Raw genomic sequence first — 22,682 nt, forward strand, 5'->3', positions numbered from 1 at the left:
TTACTTAAATTCAAGTTACCAATATGGTTGCATTGCTAAAGCTTGTACTGATGACTGTTTGATTTCGATACAAAGGTGTGTGCATTTATTTTCTATTAAGGCGCTTAACTGTTTTTCTTCTAAAGGCTCTTGCTGTGTATTCGCAAATTTCAACTGCAATTCAGTTAAGCACTGTAACTCTTTTAAGTTACTACGAATATCGAGTAAGGGAGAGTTAAACGTCTCTATTATATCATTTTCATTATCTGTAAATACACTGCTAAACCAACTGATTGTTGATAACGCTTTATTCAATAAAACCTCTATATTTTGATAGTTATTAAGGAATAATGATGGCTCTATTTTTGATAGGTTAATCAGCTCGTTATTAACCCTCTCAATATTATGAGTAAGTTGCTTTGCAGCAAAATTATTCAATGTATATGGAGCTTGCTTTTGCTTAACGTCATGTTGATTTTCGCTGTCTTTTAAAAATAATATCAATAACTTCAATTGTAATTGATTAAACCGTTCGCTATGTAAAACGGTGAGTGCTGCTGAATTGGACAAGCAGACTGGTTCGTCAACTTGCTCGAACTCGATTGTAGAACTTAATGATTGTGGTAATTGCTCTAACAAGTTTTGAGAAAATACTCGGTTATAAAGCTGTGGCTCAACCCAAACTAAGGTATCGATAAAATAACTTAACTCTGCAGCGATCACCTTTTCATCTTCAAAAGTAATCTCATCAAATAAGTAAAAACCATGTCTCATCAGTAAAAGTTGGCTTTTTATCTTCTGCAATTCAATTAATTGTGATGAAGACAACATTTGTGCTTTATTGATAATATCTGTATCAGCATTACAGCTACTAACATACGCATCAACATTTAATTGTAATTGCGTTAACCTTGTTGATAAGCCATGAATAAAAGCGTCCCTTAGTGAAGGTGAAACACCTTTTGCTAAATCGACGCTTGAGTTAATGATTGGGTTAAAACTAGAATTAAAGCTGGTGTTAATAGCACTTACGGTAACAGGTTGATTTACTTCTGTTATATTATCAACTTGATTATCATTGTTAGTGGCAATGCTTTCTCGATATAAAGCATAACCTCGCGCCGCTTTAGTTAACTGACCGGGGCGTAATGCTAACTGACTAAACAATATTTCAGTTAAGGTAAATAACGAATCCCTAGTGCCGCTCACCAATTCCAACTCTATTTCAAAAATACGCGGTTTTTCCCCATATCCCGAACAAGCGATTTCACCACAATCAAAAGCAACTTCAATTTGCGTATCACCTTGATTGTCACCTGGAGTACTTGGCATAGTGACCAACCAAGTATTACGAGTAAAGTTAGTCGAAAACAATTCTATAACTTGTTGCTGTAACTGATTTACATCAGTATCTGTTTGCCAAACTTCTGTAGGAAACAAGGCAAGTACTGGTTTTGCATTATCAATATCTACGTTATATTCAGGCCTTTGATGTAAACCCGCAACGACAGTTCCTGATTTTTTAATTGTTTGTTCAAAACGTTCATTTTCACCTGCACTTTTAGTACCTCGAGTGCGTAATGCTATACGTTGTTTTCGCAGTGTGAACTCAGGAGTATCAAAATAATAATTACTTAAATGCTTTTCTTGTTGAACAAAAGTAAGTTGCTGCTCGGTAAATAATTGACTTATAACCGTATTAATTTGTTCAGATGTTGTTAGCTTTGGGTTTTCAAGTAAGGAATACTTTAATTCTATTTCAGTAACCATTTTATCCTAATTAATATTTTTAATAACCTGTAGTTTGTAAGTAAGGATACCGTTAGTATCCCAATATGCCAATAGCATAGTCGCTTTAATTGCCTGTCCACACACGTAAAAAAAAAGTAAAAATACTGATACAAAAAGTTAATTTAATTATTGGTTTTAGCGCTATTTTCTCATAACTATAAAATTCTTAGCTTGCGATCAAAGCAGCAAACACATAATATCTTCTCTTCTTTGATTTAATTTACTACATTGGTTTTTCTATGAATAACGTTATTACTGTTATAACAATGATTGTTATCACTTTCTCTAGCTCACTTTTTTTATCGGCAACTCATGCTGCAGAAAACAAATATAAGCCAGGGTATATATCTGATGACTTATTCATATACATGCATACGGGCCCTGGTACCAACTACAGAATTTTAGGAACAATTACAGCTGGCTCTGAAATCAAGATAACCGGAGCGAGCGATAATAACTATAGTGAAATTATCGATGAACAAAACCGCACCGCTTGGGTTGAAAGCAAATATGTCACAACTCAGGCCGGACTACGTTTTGTGGTTGCTGATCTTAATAAACAAATAGCTGATAGCACTAACTTTACTAGTAAGCTTGATGGTGAAGTAAATGAATTAAATAGTAAGCTTAATTTATTAACAAATGAGAAAGCGAACCTTACCACTGAGCTTACCGAATTAACGAAGACATTAGAAAGAACGCAAGCCAAGATCAAAGACCAAGATACTAACATTAAAAAGCAATGGTTTTTTAATGGCGCATTAGTATTAGGTATTGGTTTAATATTAGGTTTAGTTTTACCAAAACTATTCGCTCGTCGTCGTGGCTCTATGGATAGCTGGTCTTAGTAGCAACTGTATATTATGAACGTGTTTCAATAGTTAATTGGAACACGATAACGCTATTAAACACTACTTCTTATATTTTAAAAGCCCAAAAAAGCTAAAAACTTTAATAGCATATTGATAAGTAATTATTTACGACGTTATTAAATTTAAATACTGCTTAGCAATGTCGCTTGCTCGTACTTTGCTAAGTATTTCTGCCTCATTCAATTCAAAGTCGGTAACTAAAACCCTATCAAGCACTTTCGCTAATGCTTTTACGTCTCTTCTTGGCACTAAAAAATCAGCTAAATTACTCGTTAAAATTTCATCCGGTCCGTGTGGACAAGCGGTACTGAGCACCTTAGTACCAAGGGCAATAGCTTCGACCAAAACATTACCAAAACCTTCGTAATCAGAGCTAAGCACAAGTGCTTTTGCCTGCTTTATCCAGTTATATGGATTTTCTTGAAAACCAGGTAAAATTAATCGTTGAGCAACACCGTACTTTCTAGCTAACTTTAATGCTTTATCTGGCTTATTACACAATAACACCAATTTAGCATCGGTTGATGCTTGCGCTAATGCAGCAAATAAAATGTCGTGACGTTTTTGTTTTGCAAGCCTACCAACATGAATAATATAGGGCTCTTGAGGGATCTCGCTATTACCTTGTAACGCTTGCTGCTGAATATCCTCTAGATCGAACGGATTATAAATAGTGCGAATGCTATTCGGTGTGATTATACTTCCCTGCACTATCTCCCGTTCAATTCCTTTAGAAACCGATATTAAGTTTTTTCCAGATAAGTTTTTTTTCGAGGCTAATAAATACCAATAAGCAAAAGGACCTAATTTTTTTTGACGCTGTAACTCTTCCTCCACACTGTTATGGATAATATAATAAACATTTTCAACATTACTCTGAGCAAGTAAATTGTTACTACGATCTAAGTTAGATAACACCAAATGAAAAGGGTTATTTGGTTTATTATTGTTAGTAAACCAGGCTTCTAATTTGTTAACACTGTCTTTAATTCGCCAAAATCGATCAACTTTACTGGCTTTATCATCAAACAAAAAATGTACATCAATGCCTTCAGGAATAACATAATCGCAACGGTTACCAAGTGATAAAAGCATAACACTATGACCTTGCTTTACCATTTCAGCGGCTAAACTTAGCATCACTCGCTCAGCACCACCGCCAGTCAAGCCGTCAATAACTATAGTTACATTTTTCATTTCACTATTTTTCATTTATTACCTTAAGGCTATTTATTTTGCTGCAAACAGTGAAGCGATATCACCTGTGATTATTGCTAAAGCATTCTTGGCTGAGCTGCTTTTTAAATGATGAGTCATAGCGTCATATTTGGCTTTATCGAGCATAAGAGTAGCTTGTGCTTCTAAACTATTAACCGTAGCCTTTGCTGAAAAAACTAAACCTTCTTGCTCGCACGTCTTTAAACGCGAAGGTTGATCAGGTGAAACAGGCGCTGCCACACAAGGTTTTTGTAGGGCAATACATTGTAATAATGAATCACCCGCGCTAAGTACACACCCGCGGGCATTGAGTAATAGAGTAATAAAGTCCTTATTATCAATACTTTCTATACAAGTTATATGTTCATTTACAGGTAATGGTTTTGGGTAATTACTGCCAAATAACACAATACATTTTTGTGCGGTTTGTTGTTGCAACTTTTGCGCTGCTTGATAATAAATATCTGTCGCTAACTCATTATCAATTTTATGTCCGCCAGAGCCCGCGTTAAAAATAAAGTAATTATTTTTTGTAAGTGATAGTTGTGCTAATAGCGCTACTTGTTCATTTTTTTCACTTAACTCAAATACTGCACCAACATTTTCAGGAACTTTTTTATTAAATACCTTTAACTTAAAACGCTGCCAATAATTAAGCGGCTTAATACAAAAGTCAGGTTGTACCACCCAATGGATGTCAGTATTAAATAGTCGGTTTAATTTTAATCCACGGCTGCGTTTTTTATTATGTTGTGAAATAAAGGCGACTTTTGCTCCAACCGCTTTTGCCTGTTTAAACTGGGAAGCACGCCCTGAAGCATCAAAAATAACTAAATCAGGTTTAATATTTTTCATCACCTCATTCACTTTTTTGGAATGTTTTGTTGGCGAGCCATTGCAGGTGTGAACGGTAAAAGGACAATCATCAATATAAGAAACTTGTGTATTCAAAATAAAATGTATATTTGTTGTCGGCCAACGTTGCTGTAATGCTGTAGCTATAATCATTGAACGCATATATTCACCAATACCAGAAGGTGAAGAAACAGGAATAAATAATATACAGTTCGGTTGCATAAGCACATACCTAGATAAAATAGCAGAAGACATTAAGTGAAAGTGCTTACGCTCCCACTAAAGACAAGATAACTATAAAGACTGAAACCCTGTACTTTACCTGAAAACAAAAGCCTGTAACAATACTTTCCGCTAATACCTATTGTAGTTTTTTGCGTTTATTATTTTAACTCCAAACAATTAATGAGTTAAATTAATAACACTGCTACAATCTCAACAATTTTAAGCGTTTAAATCTTATTTTATAATGTTTATGAATACTATTTTCATAGCATCGGTGTACGCTCTTCTAGCTAATAATTATTATTTTACTGGTTCATTTTTTAGGATATTTCAATGTTGTTAAAGCCGCTTTGGGTCATGTTAATTATATTAACGTGTTTAAATATAAGTGTTGCCGCTCCCTGGATAGAGCCCGATGATCTTGCCCTACGTAATGATATCCAATTACTTGCTGATGCCGGTATTATCACCGCGCCAGTAACAACCTATCCATTAATGTGGAACGCCATCAAGAGCGATATTTTGTCTGCAAATACCTCATTACTCAATGATGCTCAATTACAAGCGCTTAACCATGTAAGATATAACTTTAAATATGCCTCTAATAACGAAAACATAGCAAAACAATCAGTATCTTTAACAACAAGCCAAAAACGTTTTACCAGTTATGGTAACGCCGATTTCGACAAAGGCGGCATTGAAACATCAGATGAATTTTTTATTGGTAATTTTGCAGGAAAACTTCAAGTTAACTATCGACTTGGTTTAGATGATAACCCAGAATTAAAGCAAGGTAGTGATATTAACCTTGATGGCAGTTACCTTGCTTATAAAATAGGGAACTGGGCATTAACCGCAGGAGCTATTGACCGCTGGTGGGGACCTGGGATTGATACCAACTTAGTCATGACCACAAATGCTAGACCATTACCGGCAATAAGTATTACGCGTGACAACTCTGAGGCGTTTAAAACGCCTTGGTTGAGTTGGATAGGTCCTTGGACATTAACGGCACAAATGGCACAACTTGAAGAAGACAGAGCTATTTCTGAAGCATTAATGTGGAGCACCCGCGCTACAATTAGACCTTTTAGAGGCTTAGAATTGGGGGCATCTTGGTCTTTTCAATGGGCTGGAGAAGAGCAACCTGATTCCATTAAAGACTTTTTCGATATACTTACTGGCAGTAAAGAATGTGCCAATAATGAACCCACCTGTGATCCTTCACAAACCACCTTTCAAGCTAATCACTTAGCCGGTTATGATATCCGTTGGTCAGATACGATCTTTGATTTGCCTTACGCGTTGTATTTTCAAACCTTAGGTGAAGATGGTTCGCCAAATGCTGGGGTTATTACAGATAAAGCAGATATGTTCGGTATAGAAACACGTTTTTCTTTATTTAATCAACGAGTATTCGCTAATATTGAGTACACTGATACTCAAGTACCTTGTTTTAATATTGAAGCTTTTGACGAAAACGATCTCAATTGTTTTTATGAACACCGTACTTATAAGAGTGGCTACCATTATTATACCCGCACCATAGGCTCAACTTATGATAATGATGCAAAATCAATAGTTGCTACCTTTTTAATGCAAACCAAAGCAGGTAATAGTTGGCAACTCAAATTTAGAAAAGTTGATTTAAATACCGATAACATAGACCTATACCCTAATGATATTAACTTAGGTAACACAATATCAAAAGTTGCTGAAGATATTTTACAATTTGATGGCCAGTATAAGTTTATCGCGCTAGACTCACGTTTCACCCTTGGCGTTTTAGTAACTAACTCTGATTACGGTGATAACGTTAATACTTTTGGTAATACAACAAGTGGCGATCTTATTTATGAAAACGGTACAGATGTTGATGCTTACATAAAGTGGGAATATCTATACTAAGTTAAACATACTAAGTTAAACGCAAATTAAGGTAGTCAAAAACAGCTTTATTCACGCAAAACGTAAAGTTACTTACAATATTATATTTAAGTAAAACAACCATTGACAGCCAATAACTAAATACGTTATTAATAGCTTACTGAATACATTTATTTAACGAGTGATTTTTATCGGTATTTTCCGTATAATCTCGCCAGCGCAAAAAGAACATCACAATGATAAAAATGATTAAGCACATTAACACTAACCTCCTCCTCGCATTCATTATGCGCGGCTAGGTTTTATTGCTTATTCAAAACTAAATTATTATTGAATAAAAGTAGAAATAAATTAAAACCCGCGCTAATTACCGCGGGTTTTTTTATGTCTGCGGTTAGTTAAATATATTAGTTAAAAAACAGTTAGCTAAAAATTAAAACAGCAGACATCAGCAAAGATTTACAAGGATAAGACAAATGAGCAATTCTCAAGTGAACAATGACCAAGTTATTATTTTTGACACCACCTTACGTGATGGTGAACAAGCTTTAAACGCCAGCTTATCAGTACATGAAAAATTACAAATTGCCTTAGCCATTGAACGCTTAGGTGTTGATGTAATGGAAGTAGGCTTTCCTGTTTCTTCTCCTGGTGACTTTGAATCAGTACAACAAATTGCTCGCGCCGTAAAAAATGCGACAGTTTGTGGTTTAGCCCGTGCCGTTGAAGCTGATATTGATGCTTGTGGTCAAGCATTAGGTGTTGCCGAAAACTTTCGAATCCATACCTTTATTTCAACCTCTGACGTGCATGTTCAGCAAAAATTGAAAAAAGAATTCAGCGATGTTGAGGCCATGGCAATACACGCAGTAAAACATGCACGTAAATATACTGACGACGTAGAATTCTCTTGTGAAGATGCTGGTCGTACACCAATCGACAACTTATGTCGTATGGTTGAAAGTGCGATAAAAGCCGGTGCTACTACGGTAAATATTCCAGATACTGTTGGCTATACTTTACCGTTTGAATTCCAAGGTATTATCACTAACTTATTCAATCGTGTACCAAATATCGACCAAGCGGTTATTTCAGTGCATTGTCATAACGATTTAGGTTTAGCCGTTGCTAACTCTATGGCTGCAGTACAAGCCGGTGCTCGTCAAATAGAATGTACCGTTAACGGTATTGGTGAACGTGCCGGTAACTGTTCGTTAGAAGAAGTGGCGATGATCATGCAAACACGCCAAGCATTATTAGGTGTTAACACTAACATCAACCATCAAGAAATCGCGCGTGTTTCAAAATTAGTGAGCACGGTTTGTAATATGCCAGTGCAATTAAACAAAGCTATTGTTGGTGGCAATGCTTTTAGTCACTCTTCAGGTATTCATCAAGACGGCATGTTAAAAGCAAGCAACACTTATGAGATAATGACACCTGAAAGTGTCGGCATTGCTAAAACCAAATTGAACTTAACGTCACGTAGTGGTCGTCATGTAATTAAACACCGCATGGAAAGTTTAGGTTATAAAGAAGCTGACTATGAAATTGAAGAGTTATACGCTGACTTCTTAGCGTTAGCCGACAAAAAAGGTCAAGTTTTTGATGATGATTTAGAAGCCTTAGTTTTTAAATTACAGCAAAAAGATTTGAAAGACTTTTTTCAGCTAGAGAAGATCAATGTACAATGTGGCGATGGTGATTTTGCTACGGCCAGCATTAAACTTAGATTAGGTGAAAAAGCCGTAACTGAAGTTGATTCAGAAGAAGCAGTTGAAGATAATGTTATCGTTCATGCAGCAACAGGTAACGGTCCAGTTGATGCGTTGTATCAAGCAATTAAGCAAAGTGTTGATATTGAATTTGAAGTAAGTGACTACACTATTTCAAACAAAGGCTCAGGCGAAGATGGTTTAGGTCAAGCCGATTTAATCATTACGTGGCAAGGTAGAAATTTCCACGGTTACGGCTTAGAAACAGATGTTATTGAAGCTTCTGGTCAAGCCTTGATTAATGCATTAAACAGTATTCATCGCGCTATCACTATTGCCAATTTAAAATCAGCAAACAACACTGAAAATAGTGCCGCAACTATTGCTGAAAATAATGCACGTGAACAGTTAAAACATAACGCTGTGTAAAGTACTGTGCGTTAGTTCTGATTAAATATTAATAGTTAAATTATACACAATTAAAGAATTCTAAAGAGAAAGAGAAACAAAATGTCTAACATAGCAGTTTTAGCCGGTGACGGTATCGGCCCAGAAGTAATGGTTGAAGCGAAGAAAGTTTTAACCACAATTGCAGAAAAATTTAACTTAGAAATAAACACTAAAGATTACGACATTGGCGGCGCAGCTATTGATAATCACGGTAACGCTTTGCCAGATTCAACAATGGCTGGCTGTGAAGCAAGCGATGCTATTTTATTTGGTAGTGTTGGCGGTCCTAAATGGGCTAATTTACCACCAACTGAACAACCTGAGCGTTGTGCGTTATTAGGTTTACGTGGCCATTTTGATTTATTCTGTAATATGCGTCCTGCGACATTACAGCCGGCTCTTTCTTCACTTTCTACCTTGCGTAGCGATATTTCGTCACAAGGTTTTGACGTATTAGTTATTCGTGAATTAACAGGCGACATTTACTTTGGCGAGCCAAAAGGCCGTAAAGGCGAAGGCGAAGAAGAAACAGGCTTTGATTCAATGTTTTATTCACGTCGTGAAATTAAACGTATTTCTCACTTAGCTTTCCAAGCCGCTAAAAAACGTAATAACAAAGTAACTTCAGTTGATAAAGCTAACGTATTAGCTACAAGCCAATTATGGCGTCAAGTGGTTGAAGAAGTTGCCGTTGAATACCCAGAAGTTGAATTAGAACACCTTTATGTTGATAACGCCGCGATGCAGTTAGTGCGTGATCCTAATCAGTTTGATGTAATGCTTTGCCCTAACCTTTTCGGTGATATTTTATCTGATATTTGCGCGATGATCACTGGCTCAATGGGCTTATTACCATCAGCAAGTTTAAATGAGCAAGGCTTTGGTATGTACGAGCCAGCAGGTGGCAGCGCGCCAGATATCGCAGGCATGGGCATTGCTAACCCAATAGCACAAATTTTATCTGCCGCATTAATGCTGCGCTACAGCCTTAACCAAGATGCAGCAGCAAAAGCGATTGAAGATGCTGTTGGTAGCGCTTTAGATAACGGCATATTAACTGCTGATTTATTACCAGCAAGCGAAAGAGCAAATGCAAAATCTACGAGTGAAGTAGGTGATTATATTTGCCAGCAAATTATTGCCCAGTAAATTATTGCTCAATAAGCTGTATAGCAATCGGCAGGCTTAATTATGCAAAATATTGCCGATAAGCCTGCAAAATAAAGAATTTAAGAAAAGAGAGAGCGAACAATGACAACGTCTACCCCGCAAACCATGTATGAAAAATTATGGCAAACGCATTTAGTTGAAGACGCTAAAGGCGAAACTCCATTACTTTACGTTGATCGTCATTTAATTCATGAAGTGACATCACCTCAAGCATTTGCCAATTTACGTTTTCATAACCGCCCAGTACGTCATCCAGAACGTACTATCGCGACTATGGATCATAATATTTCTACCCGCTCAATTAAAATTGATGCTGCCGGTACAGGTGCCGCGAACCAATTACGCGCATTACAAAAAAACTGTAAAGAGTTTGGTATCGAGCTTTTTGGTATGGGTCATAAAAACCAAGGTATTGCTCACGTAATGGGACCTGAATTAGGTTTAACTTTACCGGGTACTATCATTGTTTGTGGTGACTCTCATACTGCTACACATGGCGCTTTTGGTGCGTTAGCTTTTGGTATTGGTACCTCTGAAGTTGAACATGTTTTTGCAACGCAAACATTGCGTCAAAACAAAGCAAAAACCATGAAAATTCAAGTAAACGGTCATGTTGGTGCGGGTATTAGCGCAAAAGATATTATCTTAGCGATTATCGGTAAAACAGGTAGTGCCGGTGCAACGGGTTATGTGGTTGAATACTGTGGTGAAGCAATTGAAGCGCTTAGCATGGAAGAGCGCATGACAGTTTGTAACATGAGTATTGAATTTGGTGCTAAAGCCGGTTTAGTTGCTCCTGATCAAACAACATTTGACTATGTTAAAGGCAGAGAATATGCACCTAAAGGTGAAGTATTTGAGCAAGCAGTAGTTGATTGGAAAAACTTACGCTCTGATGCTGACGCTGTTTTTGATACAGTAATTACCCTAGAAGCAAAAGACATTAAAGCACAAGTAACTTGGGGAACGACTCCAGGCCAAGTAATTAGCGTTGATGGCATAGTACCTTCACCTGAAGACTTTACTGACCCAGTAGAAAAAGAGTCTTGTAAACAAGCACTTGTATACATGGACTTAAAAGCTGGTACTAAGATGGTAGATATTGAAGTAAACAAAGTATTTATCGGCTCTTGTACTAACTCTCGTATTGAAGATTTACGCGCTGCAGCAACGATTGTACAACGTTATGAAGGTCAAAAAGTAGTAGACAGTGTTGATGCGATTATCGTACCTGGCTCTTACCGCGTAAAAGAACAAGCAGAGAGCGAAGGTTTAGATAAAATATTCACTGATGCAGGTTTTGAGTGGCGTTTACCCGGTTGTTCAATGTGCTTAGGTATGAATGATGATGTACTTGGCCCAGGCGATCGCTGTGCTTCTACTAGTAACCGTAACTTTGAAGGGCGTCAAGGCCGTGGTAGTCGTACTCACTTAGTGAGCCCTGAAATGGCAGCAGCTGCAGCAATCACAGGTCACTTTGTAGACCTAAACGCATAACCTAAGCTTAAAGGAAAAGACAATGGAAAAATTTACTACACATACTGGCTTGGTTGTGCCATTAGATATCGCTAACGTTGATACCGACCAAATCATTCCAAAGCAATTTTTACAAAAAACCGAACGTGTTGGCTTTGGCGTGCATTTATTTCATGAAAGAAGATATTTAGATCATGAAGGTACACAAGTTAACCCTGATTTTGTTATGAACAAACCAGAATATAAAGGTGCTAGCGTTTTACTAGCACGTGAAAACTTTGGTTGTGGTTCAAGTCGTGAACATGCGCCTTGGGCAATTGAAGAATATGGCTTTAAGGTGGTTATTGCACCTAGTTTTGCTGATATTTTTTACGGTAACTGTATCAACATTGGTATTTTACCAATAAGACTTACCGAAGCAGAAGTAGAACAGTTATTTAAACTGTCTGCAGAAGCGCCATTAACAGTTGATGTTGATTTACCTAACAACACACTTACTTGTGGTGATTTAACCTTTAAATTTAGCTTAAATGAGTTTCAACAATACAGTTTAGAAAACGGTGTTGATAGCGTAGGTTGGACGTTAAACAAGCTTGATAAAATTAAAGACTTTGAAGCAAAAATGCCGGCTTGGCAATAAAGTTTTTCGTACTTTATAGCGCATAAAAAAGCCTCGACGAGTATTACTTATCGAGGCTTTTTTGTGTCTGCTAATAAATTACCAGCTGGTTAGCGCCGGCATTGAGAATGTTTGCCCTTCAAAAGTCAAAATAACTTTTTGCGGCAGTATTTTATCAAGCTTCAAGTTATCGGTAATGAAGTCCCCCTCATAATAGTCATTACCACTTTCAGATACCCAGCCTTTTTGATCTGAGGTATATACATGCTGTTCAAATTTCAAACTAGGTAAGTTATCTTGCAGTGACTGTGGCATCTGACTAAGGGGTAATATGTTGTAATCACCTGCGCTTACCATACCATTACTGTCATTATAATTTGTATTACTCGCAGGGCTTTGTGTGCTTACAGTTGTTGACCCCTCTATAGTATAATTATTTGATGAGTTACTTGCTGAAAATGACTGCTCGCTTTCTTCTACTGATTCAGGCTCAGTTTCATCAATTGCGCTTTGAAATAGCGCTAATAAGTCACTCGATACACCTTCTACAGCTTTAACTTGGTATTTTACATCACCACTTTTAGGGGCGTTTCGGTTCTGAATAATAGTTCTGTTAGTATTTTTTGCATTAACGGTCGATACAGTATTCGCTTGAGCTGAAGGACTATTATTTGGTTGTTTATTAGCACTTACCGTATAAGTGAAATTATCAGGTTCAACCACATAAAGCTGTTCACCAATATTCAACGAATTATTCGCCTTAATATTATTCCATTGCATCAAGGTATTTAATTTCACATTAAAGCGCAAAGAAAGTTTAAATAGAGTATCCCCTTGCTGCACGGTATAAATACCATTTGGAGCTAAATCCTCTTGTTTTACAAGTTGAGGCGAAACTTTTATATTATTGTGGGCAACTGTATTGGATTTTGCATTAGACACAGTATTAACATCTTTTACCGCCTGCGTAGCTGCTGTAACTTCCTCTGTTTTTACTTCATGAAGAGTGTCAGTGTTTTCATTTACACTGACATTTAGCGCTTCTTCAGCATTATTGCTTTTCATCTCCTCAACTACAGGCGTCGATAATACAATCGTTTCCGACTCTTGAGATTGCCCTAACCAAAAACTAGCTAAAGCAATAAATGCTGTTGCACTAATAACTGTCGATATTATTAAGGCGCGATTATATTTTGTATTACTTTTGCTGGTTGTTAGATCTGATCCTAAAGTTCTTGCTGCGGCAGTCATAACAATTTTCTTATTTACTATACTGTCATTTTGATTATACGCCTGCATTAACGCACTATGACAAAGCAAGTTAATAAGACGCGGTACACCTTGTGACAATTGATGGATTTTACTTATTGCACCTTTATCAAAAAGCGGTCTAACACAATCAGCAACCGTTAATCGGTGTTCTATATATTGCGTTAGCTCTTGTAAGGTTAGCGGCATTAAATGATAACGTGCGGTAATACGCTGGGCTAATTGTCGTAGATCGCGACGCTGTAATAACTGCTGTAATTCAGGCTGACCAATTAAAATTACTTGTAATAATTTTTTAGTATTAGTTTCCAAATTAGTTAATAAACGTAACTGCTCTAATACTTCAGGTTGCAAATGCTGCGCTTCATCAATGATCAATAAAGTATTAATATCGTTTTGATGGTTTGCTAACAGTTTTTCGGAAATTTTATCGGTAAGGTGCTTTAAACTTTCATCCGATTTTTCATACTCAATTGCTAACTCGTCGCACAAGGTCGCTAATAACTCTTGGCTAGATAATGTTGGATTAAGAATAAAAGCCGCTTGTGTATTTTCGGGTAACTGCTCCATTAAACAACGGCTTATTGTCGTTTTCCCTGTACCTACTTCACCTGTTAATAAAGCAAAGCCGCCGACCTCTCCTAAACCGTAAGTAAGGTGTGACAAGGCTTCTTTATGCCTGTCGCTCATAAATAAATATTTAGGATCAGGCGATATTGAAAAAGGTAAATCGCTTAAAGAAAAAAAATTGCGGTACATAGCGGATAATCAGTGCTGAGAAGAAAAATTCAGCTACAAAATTAACCGCTAGCTAGCAATATGTCAAAGGTAATATCCCAATTCAATAGGGATTTAAAGTATTGAACCTCAGCTCTGGTTAAACAAGGTTACTCAACAAGTTATTTTAAGCCTAACGTCATTGAGTTTATTAGTCACTTTCTCAACTTACATTGCCTGACCTTACAATAAGCTTGTGGTACACTTTAAGTTATAACCTTTTCATTTTGGCTGTACCTTGTTAACTACAACTTTTGACAATAACAATCCCTCTAATAACAATGCAGAGCAGAATACGCTGACAACTTATTTAGTGGGCGGTGCAGTGCGTGACAAGCTACTTAAGCGCCCTGTTAAAGATAAAGATTATTTAGTGGTGGGGGCTACTGTTGAGCAAATGTTAACTCTTGGATATCAGCAAGTTGGCAAGGATTTCCCGGTATTTTTACACCCGCAAACTAAAGAAGAGTATGCACTTGCTCGCACTGAGCGTAAACAAGGACAAGGTTACACAGGCTTTAGTTGTTACTTTGCTCCCGACGTAACCATTGAAGATGACTTAAAACGTCGTGATCTTAGTGTTAACGCTATGGCAATGGACGAGCTTGGTAACATCATCGATCCTTACAATGGCCAGCAAGATCTTAACAATAGAGTATTACGGCATGTGAGTGATGCTTTTATTGAAGATCCTCTGCGTGTATTACGTGTTGCGCGCTTTGCAGCCCGTTATCATAAATATGGCTTTACTATTGCTGCAGAAACCATCGATTTAATGCGTAAAATTAGCTCAAGTGGCGAGTTAAAAAGTTTACCCCCTGAACGCGTTTGGCAAGAAATGCAATTAAGCTTAGCTGATGGCGGTGAACCAACTGATATTAATTCAGGTAACCCTGAGGTATTTTTTGAAGTATTACAACAATGTGGCGCGCTGCCTGAGTTATGGCCTGAATTAGCGGTTTTATGGGGAATACCAAACCCTGCACAATGGCATCCTGAAATATGCAGCGGTATTCATACCATGATGGTATTACAACAAGCTGTTTTACTCACTCATACTATGTCAGTAGAAAAAAAGGATCAGAAAATAGCTATTCGTTTTGCTGCCTTGTGTCATGACTTAGGTAAAGGCCTAACATTAAATAGTTTATTGCCTAGCCATAAAGGTCATGAGAAAACCGGGTTGCCTCTGGTTGAGAAAATATGTAAACAGCTAAAAGTGCCTGCCCATTACAAACAGCTAGCACTGAAAGTGTGTGAATTTCATTTACACTCTCATAAAGCCTTTGAGCTCAAAGCAAGTACATTGTTAAAAATGTTCGATAAGCTTGATGTATGGCGTAAACCTGATGAATTTAATTACTTTCTAATTACTTGTAAAGCTGACTTTTTAGGGCGCTTAGGCTTTGAAAACCGTCCTTACCCACAAATAGATTATTTACAAACGGCTGCAGCAGCGGCAAGAGCAGTAACTGCCAAAGCATTTGTTGAACAAGGGTTACAAGGGCTCGCCATAAAAGAAGCCATGGCAAAATCTAGACTTGCTGCAATAGCAACTATTAAAGCAACTTATCAACAAGAAGATTCTATATAGTTAGTTTTTATGTATATTAGCTTCTAGTCAGGCTAGTTTATGTAATCCATCCTATTTTCCTTATACTTTTTTAACGTTTAGGTAATTGCCTACGATTACTCAAAATTGCATGTCAGTTGCCACATACTGACAGTTAATCGCCTGTGAGTTACATGTAACTTAACCACCTAATTACCTGTGATAAAGCCAGAAAGTGAAACACCAGATTAATTCAATGATACGCTCACTTATGCCGCATTGCTGACGTAATATTGAAACTCAAACGTGCTATTAAATTGTTACCTTGGCGTACGAAACGCACTAAATTAATTAATCTTTATTTCGTTAAATATATAGGATCATATTTTTGCACGCTTTCACCTTAAAAAACTGATCATAAAGTATGGATAAATATCATTAATAAAAAGTCATTGAAAAACAATTATTAAAGATATAGATTGTTGAAGAATAAATTTAATTTAGGCTATTAACCTTGGTAGAAAAAGGACTTAATCCAGTCTAATAAGCTGTTAGCTGTCTAGGAGTATTCGGTGCATACTGAGATATTAGAAAATCTTAAAGCTCTAGAGGTAAAAGAGAATATTAAAATACTATATGCTTGTGAATCAGGCAGTAGAGCTTGGGGATTCCCATCTGCAGACAGTGATTATGATGTGCGCTTTGTATATGTTCGAAATAAAGATTGGTACTTGAGAGTAGATCATGAATATTGCAGAGATGTAGTTGAAAAACCGATCAATGACTTACTAGATATAAGTGGTTGGGACTTAAAAAAGGCACTTAAACTTCTTAGAAAATCAAATCCAGCTCTTATAGAGTGGTTTAACTCACCTATTGTTTACCAAAAAAATGAAGAGTTTACGGACGCCTTTAAAGAATTAATACCAATTCTATATTCCCCTCGCTCTTGCTTTTATCATTACTCTCATATGGCGAACGGAAACTTTAGAGAATACCTACAGGGCCATACAGTAAGAATTAAAAAGTATTTCTATGTGCTTAGACCTATTCTAGCGATGCAATGGATTGAGCAAAATCGTGGGGTTGTTCCAATGGAATTCGAAGTGCTAGTAAATGAATTAGTTCATGATGAGGTATTAAAGTCTGCCATTCACAAATTACTCGAAGACAAACGTAAAGGTTTTGAAAGTGCATATCTGCCAAAAATTGCCGTTATTAGTGATTTTATAAGCTCAGAGTTAGACAGGTTTAAAGATAAGGCTCAAGAGCAACAAAAATCTGAAACAGATTTTAGTAAACTAAATCCATTCTTCATTGATGTTTTAAATGGAGAATATGGCAGTTAAGTCACTCAAAAGGACAAAGAGTAATTACCATCTATGCAGAGGCTTCGATAAATGAAGGGACAAGAAAAACCTTCTCTTTTGAATCGAATAGTAACACCGATACTATTTTTAGTGGGTGGTCTTTTTGCATTATTATGGTTCATTTATAGAATTTATATGCTTGTTAAAGGTAGTGGTGACGATATAGTATTAATTGATAAAGGTTCTTACTATATGCTTGGTGTTGGTATTGGCATGCTTGATCTTGCATTTGTCGTCATTTAGGAACAATGGCTGGTAAAACCCTTAACCCAGAGAGTGACGACAATTTTCTCTAGGTTAGCAGTTGCGGGTATAGTATTTCTATTAGCGCTGCCTCATGCTATTCACTATGTGGCTGGTGAATACCTTGAAGATAACGGGTATTCTGTCTGCGAAAAAGCTTCGCACCAATGGTTATTCGTTCGGGATATTGTCTACATTCAAGACTCTGTAGAATGCAGCGCTAAACTAAAAGAGAAATAACAAGTCAATAAAGCAGGACAACAAACAGTTGGCTTTGCTCCTGCGTCGCTAATTTTAACCAACTGTTTTTTGCCTCTTATTGAGGCGTTATGTGCTTCTCGGCATCCAGTTCCGTTCAAACTCAAATAGAGTGTAAAGTATAAGGACATATATGATTACTGACATTCATATAGAAAATGTAGCAAGTTACAAAAATGCTTCGAAATTTTCCCCAAAAAATAAAATTTCATTGCTTTATGGATTGAATGGGACGGGAAAAAGCACCATTTCCAATTACTTATATAATCCTCAGTTGGGTATATATAAAGATTGTAGACTTAGTAAAAGTGCTGAGTGTGACATTCTTGTTTACAATCAAAAATTTCTAAATAACTACTTCTACGAAGAAGATAGCTTAAAAGGTATATTTACCTTATCAAAAGAAAATAAGAGTATTTTGCAACAAATCCAGCAAAAGACCAATAAGCTAGGCAAACTGGATAAAGATAAAGAGTCTATTGATGAGAAACTTTCTGTTTTACAAAAACGATTAGCTAAAGAAAAAGAAAGAGGAGTCACCAGTGTCTGGAAGATAAAAACGAATTATTCAGGTGGAGACAGAGTTTTAGAATATTGTCTTGAAGGCTTAAAAATAAAAGAAAAGCTATTCTCTCATATAAATAAGATTGAGTTACCTAAAAACAAGCCTGAAGATACTATAGAAAAGTTGAAAGCTGAGGTATCTTCTATTGAGGGAGAAAATGCAAATAGACTGAATAGATTAGGGAAATTTGTCTTTACAGGTTCAGCGGTAGAAGTAGATACTTTATTCAGCAAAATCATCATTGGTAGTCAAGAAGGTAACGTAGCAGGGTTTATTAACAATCTAGGAAATATCGATTGGGTTAAAAATGGTCTTGAATATGTTCCAGCTCAAGTTTCTGGATCAGCCTCAGAATGTCCATTTTGCCAAGAAAAAACCATCACGCAAGATTTACTATCTTCGATAAAAGATGTGTTTGATCTTTCATACGAAAATGATATTGAAGCATTAAAGAAGCTGCAAGAAAGCTATAAAACGGCAGCTGATGAACTCGTATTTGATAACATTGACGAGCTGGTCGTAACAACCCCTCAAATTTCTAAGCAGTGGGAGCTTGCTGTTGAAGAGATAAAATCAATATATAGAGAAAATACACTTCAAATTGAAAGCAAGCTTAAAAGTCCCAGCACACCTATAACTCTAAAAAGCTGTAATAGTACTATCACTCGACTTAATGATACTGCAAGTCAGTTGAATGTTTTAATTGATAGGCATAATAGCAAGTTAGAGAACAAAGCATCTTCCTTAAATGAAATAAAAAAACGCTTCTGGGATCTTATGCGTTGGGAGTACGATCAAACTATTTCAACATATAAATCAGAGAGTGCAGTAAGCCAAAAAGAAGAGTCAGAAATAATATCAGAACAAACAACTAAGACTGAAGAGATAGCCACATGTAAGCTCAGTATTTCAAACTTAAGAAAGCAAACAGTCAATATTGAAGAGGCAATTGAGAATATCAATAACTCTCTTATAGAGATAGGAATTGTTGGGTTTTCTGTTGTTAAGCATGGAGATAACTTATATAAGATTGCTCGATCTGATATGAACTCAGAAGTTTTTCATTCATTGAGTGAAGGTGAAAAGACTGTAATTAGTTTTTTATATTTTATTGAGCTTTGTAAAGGGGAAAAAACGGCAGCTAGCAGTCCAAATAAAAAGGTAGTTGTGATAGATGATCCAATTTCAAGCCTATCTCACCTTTACATTTTTAATATTGGACAACTTATCAAAAAAACGTTTTTTAACTCATCCACATATGAGCAGGTTGTAGTTTTAACCCACAGCCTGTACTTTTTTTATGAGTTAACTCATACGAACAAGACCAAAAGAGATGAGACACAAAATCTTTATAGAATCATAAAAAATTCTGATGGTAGTTCAATTTTAAGTATGAAATATGAAGAAATACAAAATGACTATCAGACATACTGGGCAATGATAAAAGATAGTTCTACGCCTCCTGCACTAGTTGCTAACTGCATGAGGAATATAGTTGAGTATTTCTTCAGTTTTGTACAAAAGAAAGATTTTAATAATGTTTTTCAAAAACCAGCTTTATCTGCTGATAAGTTTAAAACATTCTATCGCTATATGAATAGAGAATCACATTCTTTGGGTCAAAATATATTTGATATCAAAGAATTCAACCATGAAACATTCAAAGATGGCTTAAAGCTTATTTTTGAAGAATGCGGGTATGGCGAACACTATAAAGCCATGATGAAATAGATCATGAGAACCGCACATACAAGTTACTCAAAAGGACAAAAAACAGTTTGCTGTTTCGTGCCTCAACATTCTAGCAAACTATTTTTTTCCTCTTAACAAGGCGTTGAGGCTGTAGAATTTCTCCACAGTGAAGAGTCATGGATGAAATTTATGTTCACAGCGCCTCTAAAAGGTAAGTTTTAATGTATTATTGCCTCAGAATTCACGTAGCAACGTATTTTGAGACTTAATTTTAAATAATTTTTGTGCCTGTTTTTTCAAAAAGAGAAATTCTACAGGCTCGTTAGGCTACAGTACGCAAATTGTACATTGTATTTTTTAATATCCAAAGGAGAGGATAAAATGAGTGATATCGTAATACCAATAGTGTTTCCAGAGTATAAAATTTCGGTTAGCATTCCGAGGCAAGAATTCGATTTTATTCCCTATATAAGTTTTGACAACTTTTCGACCCCGAAATATAAAGAAAAATTTTCTAACTTGGGGCATGCCGGTGTTTTATTTATAAATGGAAAAATGGGACAACAAAGTATTTTGAGTATGGACGGTATGATCCACCTGCATATTTAGGTTTAGTTCAAAAAATAAGAAACTTACCTGATGTTAATATAAGCAAAGGAAGTATCGAACTTTCTTCACTTAAAAAAGTATTGAATAAAATATCAAAAATTTCGGGTCAATCAAGTAGGATTAGTGGCGTATATATTGAAGTTGAAAATAAATTCGATGATATTCTGATGTATGCTCGTTTGAGAAAAAGCCAAAACGCCCTGCCCAACAGAAAACCTTACAACTTATTATCAAATAGTTGTATTCATTTTGTAAAAGACATTACTAAAAAAGCAGGTGTTGATACTCCTTGGATGATTGACCCTCGACCAAACTCTTACATGGGAGAGTTTAGGGATGATTTTATAGACTTGGATTATAGCTATACAGAAAATAAATTAGTTATTGAAGAGGCTGGTAGCTACTAATGCCAAAATTTATTAAGTACTTTTTATATTCAACGGTTGTAATAATATTTTTCATATTCATTATAGGCTTTTATATTTTTAATAATACTGAGATTGAAAGTGAAATACCTCCAAGACCTGAAAGCATACCGAAAAGCTCACTATGGGTTGGTGGTCCTGATGGTGGTGTATATGTTGTATTGGATAAGAAAAATAATGAAAATGGAGCCGTTTACAATGCAAAAATATTCCATAGTGAAGGTTCAATAAGTTATATAGGAAAACTAATTATCAATACCTCTAAGAATCCCTCTTTTGATTTTAATGACACTAGTTTTTATACAGGTTGGGATGGTGATACATTATATTTAAAAGACGGAAGATCATTGAGTATTTACAAGTAGCCATACAAGTTGCTTAAACGGAAAAATAACAGTTGCCATCGCTTCGCGGTTATATCCCACTGCTACTTTCCGCTTATCAAAACGTTATATGGTGCGAAGGAAATTATAGTGATTGATGAAAAGTATGTGTTAATTGAACTGGATCAGATTTCAATTGCTGAAGTGGATCATTTTTGCATTGTTGGTAACATTTGGCACAAGGTCTGGAAACCTATCATAGAAGAACAAGCGATGAAAAGCTCATGGATTCTTCTGAATTTGACTCGCTTGTTTCAACAATCAGTGAGAGTTGTCCAGAAGAACATGCCAAATGGCTGAGTGGTCGTCTGATGCATGGAAATGAAATTAATTTAGGGAAAAGGTTGAAACGAATTATTGATCCGTTTAAGGATAAGTTAGGCAGCAGTAAAGACAGAGGTAAACTGTTAAGAAAAATAGTAGATACAAGGAATTACCTCACTCATTACAGCGAAAACTTAAAGGACAATGCTGCTGGCGGGGAAGAGCTCTGGAACCTGTATCAAAAAATGGAAGTGATATTCCAACTCCACTTTTTGAAAGTTCTTGGCTTCAATGATGAAGAAATTGAGAGCGTTGTTGAAAATAGCTATCCTCTAAAGCAAAAAATCGACAAAATCTAACAAGTTACTGCACACGAAAACTACTCGCTACGCTCCCAATTTTCCGGTGAGCAAGGCGTTATGTGCCGTAATGGTATCGGAGTTGTGCAATTAGAATCGCATCACCTTGATGTTTATATACGATTCTATGTTCATCGTTTATTCGTCGAGACCAATATCCTGATAAACCATGTTTTAAAGACTCTGGCTTACCAATACCTTCTTGAGGAGTTCTTTGAATATCTTTAATGAGTAAATTAATACGTTTGAGTATTTTTTTATCGGTAGTTTGCCAATAAAGATATTGCTCCCAAGCTTTTGTAGAGAATGTTAATTTCATTCAATAAGCTCTCTTTCAGTTCCATTACCATCTTCAAGCTCGGCAATGGAATCTAAAAGACTTCTAGCATTTGCAGGGGATCTTAGTAAATATGTAGTTTCTTGCATGGCGTTATAATCTTCTAACGACATCATAACAACAGGGTCTTCACTTTTACGTGTAATAATAATTGGTGCGTGATCATTACAGACATGCGCCATTGTATTTGCTAAATTTGCTCTAGCGGCAGTATAACTTATTGCATCCATGGGTTACTCCAAAGTGTTCATGTACGTTAATTGGTACAGTATAACGCACTGGCACATAACAAGTCACTCAAAAGGACAATGATCATCCCTCG

Annotated in this window: 20 protein-coding genes; 14 read left to right on the top strand and 6 right to left on the bottom strand. The window is 36.2% G+C overall.

All coding sequences use genetic code 11. The features are described 5' to 3' along the window. Positions 1-15 precede the first annotated feature (15 nt). Entirely contained in the window at positions 16-1,749 is a 1,734-nt protein-coding gene (locus tag KO502_RS03160; protein WP_216021100.1) for a CYTH domain-containing protein, read from the bottom strand. A gap of 260 nt (positions 1,750-2,009) precedes the next feature. On the opposite strand from KO502_RS03160, the gene KO502_RS03165 reads away from it, so the two are divergent. Then, entirely contained in the window at positions 2,010-2,618 is a 609-nt protein-coding gene (locus KO502_RS03165) for a TIGR04211 family SH3 domain-containing protein (protein ID WP_216021101.1), read from the top strand. Between the two features lie 129 nt (positions 2,619-2,747). On the opposite strand, the gene KO502_RS03170 is transcribed toward KO502_RS03165, so the two are convergent. Together KO502_RS03170 and KO502_RS03175 are read right to left on the bottom strand one after the other, a co-directional pair. Beyond that, complete coding sequence (locus KO502_RS03170; protein ID WP_252730477.1) at positions 2,748-3,854, bottom strand: glycosyltransferase; 1,107 nt, start codon at positions 3,852-3,854, stop codon at positions 2,748-2,750. Between the two features lie 18 nt (positions 3,855-3,872). Continuing rightward, the gene (locus KO502_RS03175) at positions 3,873-4,937 is read right to left on the bottom strand and encodes a hypothetical protein (RefSeq protein ID WP_216021102.1); all 1,065 of its coding nucleotides are present in this window, start codon (positions 4,935-4,937) and stop codon (positions 3,873-3,875) included. 360 nt (positions 4,938-5,297) lie between these two features. Between KO502_RS03175 and KO502_RS03180 the strand changes: the two genes are divergently transcribed. The 5 genes from KO502_RS03180 to leuD all read left to right on the top strand — a co-directional run bounded on the left by KO502_RS03180 (position 5,298) and on the right by leuD (position 12,278). Continuing rightward, positions 5,298-6,848, top strand: coding sequence for a capsule assembly Wzi family protein (locus tag KO502_RS03180; RefSeq protein ID WP_216021103.1), 1,551 nt, complete (start codon positions 5,298-5,300; stop codon positions 6,846-6,848). Positions 6,849-7,303: 455 nt separating this feature from the next. Next, positions 7,304-8,971 (top strand): 2-isopropylmalate synthase, encoded by a 1,668-nt coding sequence (gene leuA / locus KO502_RS03185; protein WP_252730478.1) that lies wholly within the window; start codon positions 7,304-7,306, stop codon positions 8,969-8,971. A gap of 81 nt (positions 8,972-9,052) precedes the next feature. Next, positions 9,053-10,141, top strand: coding sequence for a 3-isopropylmalate dehydrogenase (leuB, locus tag KO502_RS03190; RefSeq protein WP_216021104.1), 1,089 nt, complete (start codon positions 9,053-9,055; stop codon positions 10,139-10,141). Positions 10,142-10,243: 102 nt separating this feature from the next. Beyond that, positions 10,244-11,659 carry a 3-isopropylmalate dehydratase large subunit gene (gene leuC, locus KO502_RS03195; protein WP_216021105.1) on the top strand — a complete coding sequence of 472 codons (1,416 nt, stop codon included), beginning with the start codon at positions 10,244-10,246 and terminating at the stop codon, positions 11,657-11,659. A 22-nt stretch (positions 11,660-11,681) separates the two neighbouring features. Beyond that, positions 11,682-12,278 carry a 3-isopropylmalate dehydratase small subunit gene (leuD, locus tag KO502_RS03200; protein WP_216021106.1) on the top strand — a complete coding sequence of 199 codons (597 nt, stop codon included), beginning with the start codon at positions 11,682-11,684 and terminating at the stop codon, positions 12,276-12,278. Positions 12,279-12,356: 78 nt separating this feature from the next. Here leuD and KO502_RS03205 read toward each other — a convergent pair whose 3' ends face one another. After that, positions 12,357-14,285: an AAA family ATPase gene (locus KO502_RS03205; protein WP_216021107.1), complete on the bottom strand. Its 1,929-nt coding sequence runs from the start codon at positions 14,283-14,285 to the stop codon at positions 12,357-12,359. 316 nt (positions 14,286-14,601) lie between these two features. On the opposite strand from KO502_RS03205, the gene KO502_RS03210 reads away from it, so the two are divergent. The 8 genes from KO502_RS03210 to KO502_RS03245 all read left to right on the top strand — a co-directional run bounded on the left by KO502_RS03210 (position 14,602) and on the right by KO502_RS03245 (position 22,023). Beyond that, entirely contained in the window at positions 14,602-15,897 is a 1,296-nt protein-coding gene (locus KO502_RS03210; RefSeq protein WP_216021131.1) for a multifunctional CCA addition/repair protein, read from the top strand. 530 nt (positions 15,898-16,427) lie between these two features. Then, entirely contained in the window at positions 16,428-17,204 is a 777-nt protein-coding gene (locus KO502_RS03215; protein ID WP_216021108.1) for a nucleotidyltransferase domain-containing protein, read from the top strand. A 51-nt stretch (positions 17,205-17,255) separates the two neighbouring features. Next, positions 17,256-17,468 carry a hypothetical protein gene (locus KO502_RS03220; RefSeq protein WP_216021109.1) on the top strand — a complete coding sequence of 71 codons (213 nt, stop codon included), beginning with the start codon at positions 17,256-17,258 and terminating at the stop codon, positions 17,466-17,468. A 391-nt stretch (positions 17,469-17,859) separates the two neighbouring features. Beyond that, positions 17,860-20,022 carry an AAA family ATPase gene (locus KO502_RS03225; RefSeq protein ID WP_216021110.1) on the top strand — a complete coding sequence of 721 codons (2,163 nt, stop codon included), beginning with the start codon at positions 17,860-17,862 and terminating at the stop codon, positions 20,020-20,022. A 342-nt stretch (positions 20,023-20,364) separates the two neighbouring features. Then, positions 20,365-20,592 carry a hypothetical protein gene (locus KO502_RS03230; protein WP_216021111.1) on the top strand — a complete coding sequence of 76 codons (228 nt, stop codon included), beginning with the start codon at positions 20,365-20,367 and terminating at the stop codon, positions 20,590-20,592. An 80-nt stretch (positions 20,593-20,672) separates the two neighbouring features. Beyond that, on the top strand, positions 20,673-20,999 hold the full coding sequence (locus KO502_RS03235; RefSeq protein WP_216021112.1) for a hypothetical protein: 327 nt from the start codon (positions 20,673-20,675) through the stop codon (positions 20,997-20,999). Beyond that, the gene (locus KO502_RS03240) at positions 20,999-21,382 is read left to right on the top strand and encodes a hypothetical protein (protein WP_216021113.1); all 384 of its coding nucleotides are present in this window, start codon (positions 20,999-21,001) and stop codon (positions 21,380-21,382) included. The genes KO502_RS03235 and KO502_RS03240 overlap by 1 nt, the downstream gene beginning before the upstream one ends. A 191-nt stretch (positions 21,383-21,573) precedes the next feature. After that, the gene (locus KO502_RS03245) at positions 21,574-22,023 is read left to right on the top strand and encodes a HEPN domain-containing protein (protein ID WP_289846767.1); all 450 of its coding nucleotides are present in this window, start codon (positions 21,574-21,576) and stop codon (positions 22,021-22,023) included. A 58-nt stretch (positions 22,024-22,081) separates the two neighbouring features. Here the strand turns inward: KO502_RS03245 and KO502_RS03250 are convergent, their stop codons facing one another. Continuing rightward, positions 22,082-22,342: a Txe/YoeB family addiction module toxin gene (locus tag KO502_RS03250; RefSeq protein WP_216021115.1), complete on the bottom strand. Its 261-nt coding sequence runs from the start codon at positions 22,340-22,342 to the stop codon at positions 22,082-22,084. Next, on the bottom strand, positions 22,339-22,590 hold the full coding sequence (locus KO502_RS03255; protein ID WP_216021116.1) for a type II toxin-antitoxin system prevent-host-death family antitoxin: 252 nt from the start codon (positions 22,588-22,590) through the stop codon (positions 22,339-22,341). Before KO502_RS03255 ends, KO502_RS03250 begins: the two co-directional genes overlap by 4 nt. Positions 22,591-22,682 lie beyond the last annotated feature (92 nt).

It is taken from the genome of Colwellia sp. E2M01 (assembly GCF_018860585.1).
Lineage (GTDB): Bacteria > Pseudomonadota > Gammaproteobacteria > Enterobacterales > Alteromonadaceae > Colwellia.

Coding starts and splice junctions, on each gene's coding strand:
- KO502_RS03160 (WP_216021100.1), bottom strand. CDS start 1,749: ATGGTTACTGAAATAGAATTAAAGTATTCCTTACTTGAAAACCCAAAG.
- KO502_RS03165 (WP_216021101.1), top strand. CDS start 2,010: ATGAATAACGTTATTACTGTTATAACAATGATTGTTATCACTTTCTCT.
- KO502_RS03170 (WP_252730477.1), bottom strand. CDS start 3,854: ATGAAAAATAGTGAAATGAAAAATGTAACTATAGTTATTGACGGCTTG.
- KO502_RS03175 (WP_216021102.1), bottom strand. CDS start 4,937: ATGCAACCGAACTGTATATTATTTATTCCTGTTTCTTCACCTTCTGGT.
- KO502_RS03180 (WP_216021103.1), top strand. CDS start 5,298: ATGTTAATTATATTAACGTGTTTAAATATAAGTGTTGCCGCTCCCTGG.
- leuA (WP_252730478.1), top strand. CDS start 7,304: ATGAGCAATTCTCAAGTGAACAATGACCAAGTTATTATTTTTGACACC.
- leuB (WP_216021104.1), top strand. CDS start 9,053: ATGTCTAACATAGCAGTTTTAGCCGGTGACGGTATCGGCCCAGAAGTA.
- leuC (WP_216021105.1), top strand. CDS start 10,244: ATGACAACGTCTACCCCGCAAACCATGTATGAAAAATTATGGCAAACG.
- leuD (WP_216021106.1), top strand. CDS start 11,682: ATGGAAAAATTTACTACACATACTGGCTTGGTTGTGCCATTAGATATC.
- KO502_RS03205 (WP_216021107.1), bottom strand. CDS start 14,285: ATGTACCGCAATTTTTTTTCTTTAAGCGATTTACCTTTTTCAATATCG.
- KO502_RS03220 (WP_216021109.1), top strand. CDS start 17,256: ATGAAGGGACAAGAAAAACCTTCTCTTTTGAATCGAATAGTAACACCG.
- KO502_RS03225 (WP_216021110.1), top strand. CDS start 17,860: ATGATTACTGACATTCATATAGAAAATGTAGCAAGTTACAAAAATGCT.
- KO502_RS03230 (WP_216021111.1), top strand. CDS start 20,365: ATGAGTGATATCGTAATACCAATAGTGTTTCCAGAGTATAAAATTTCG.
- KO502_RS03240 (WP_216021113.1), top strand. CDS start 20,999: ATGCCAAAATTTATTAAGTACTTTTTATATTCAACGGTTGTAATAATA.
- KO502_RS03250 (WP_216021115.1), bottom strand. CDS start 22,342: ATGAAATTAACATTCTCTACAAAAGCTTGGGAGCAATATCTTTATTGG.
- KO502_RS03255 (WP_216021116.1), bottom strand. CDS start 22,590: ATGGATGCAATAAGTTATACTGCCGCTAGAGCAAATTTAGCAAATACA.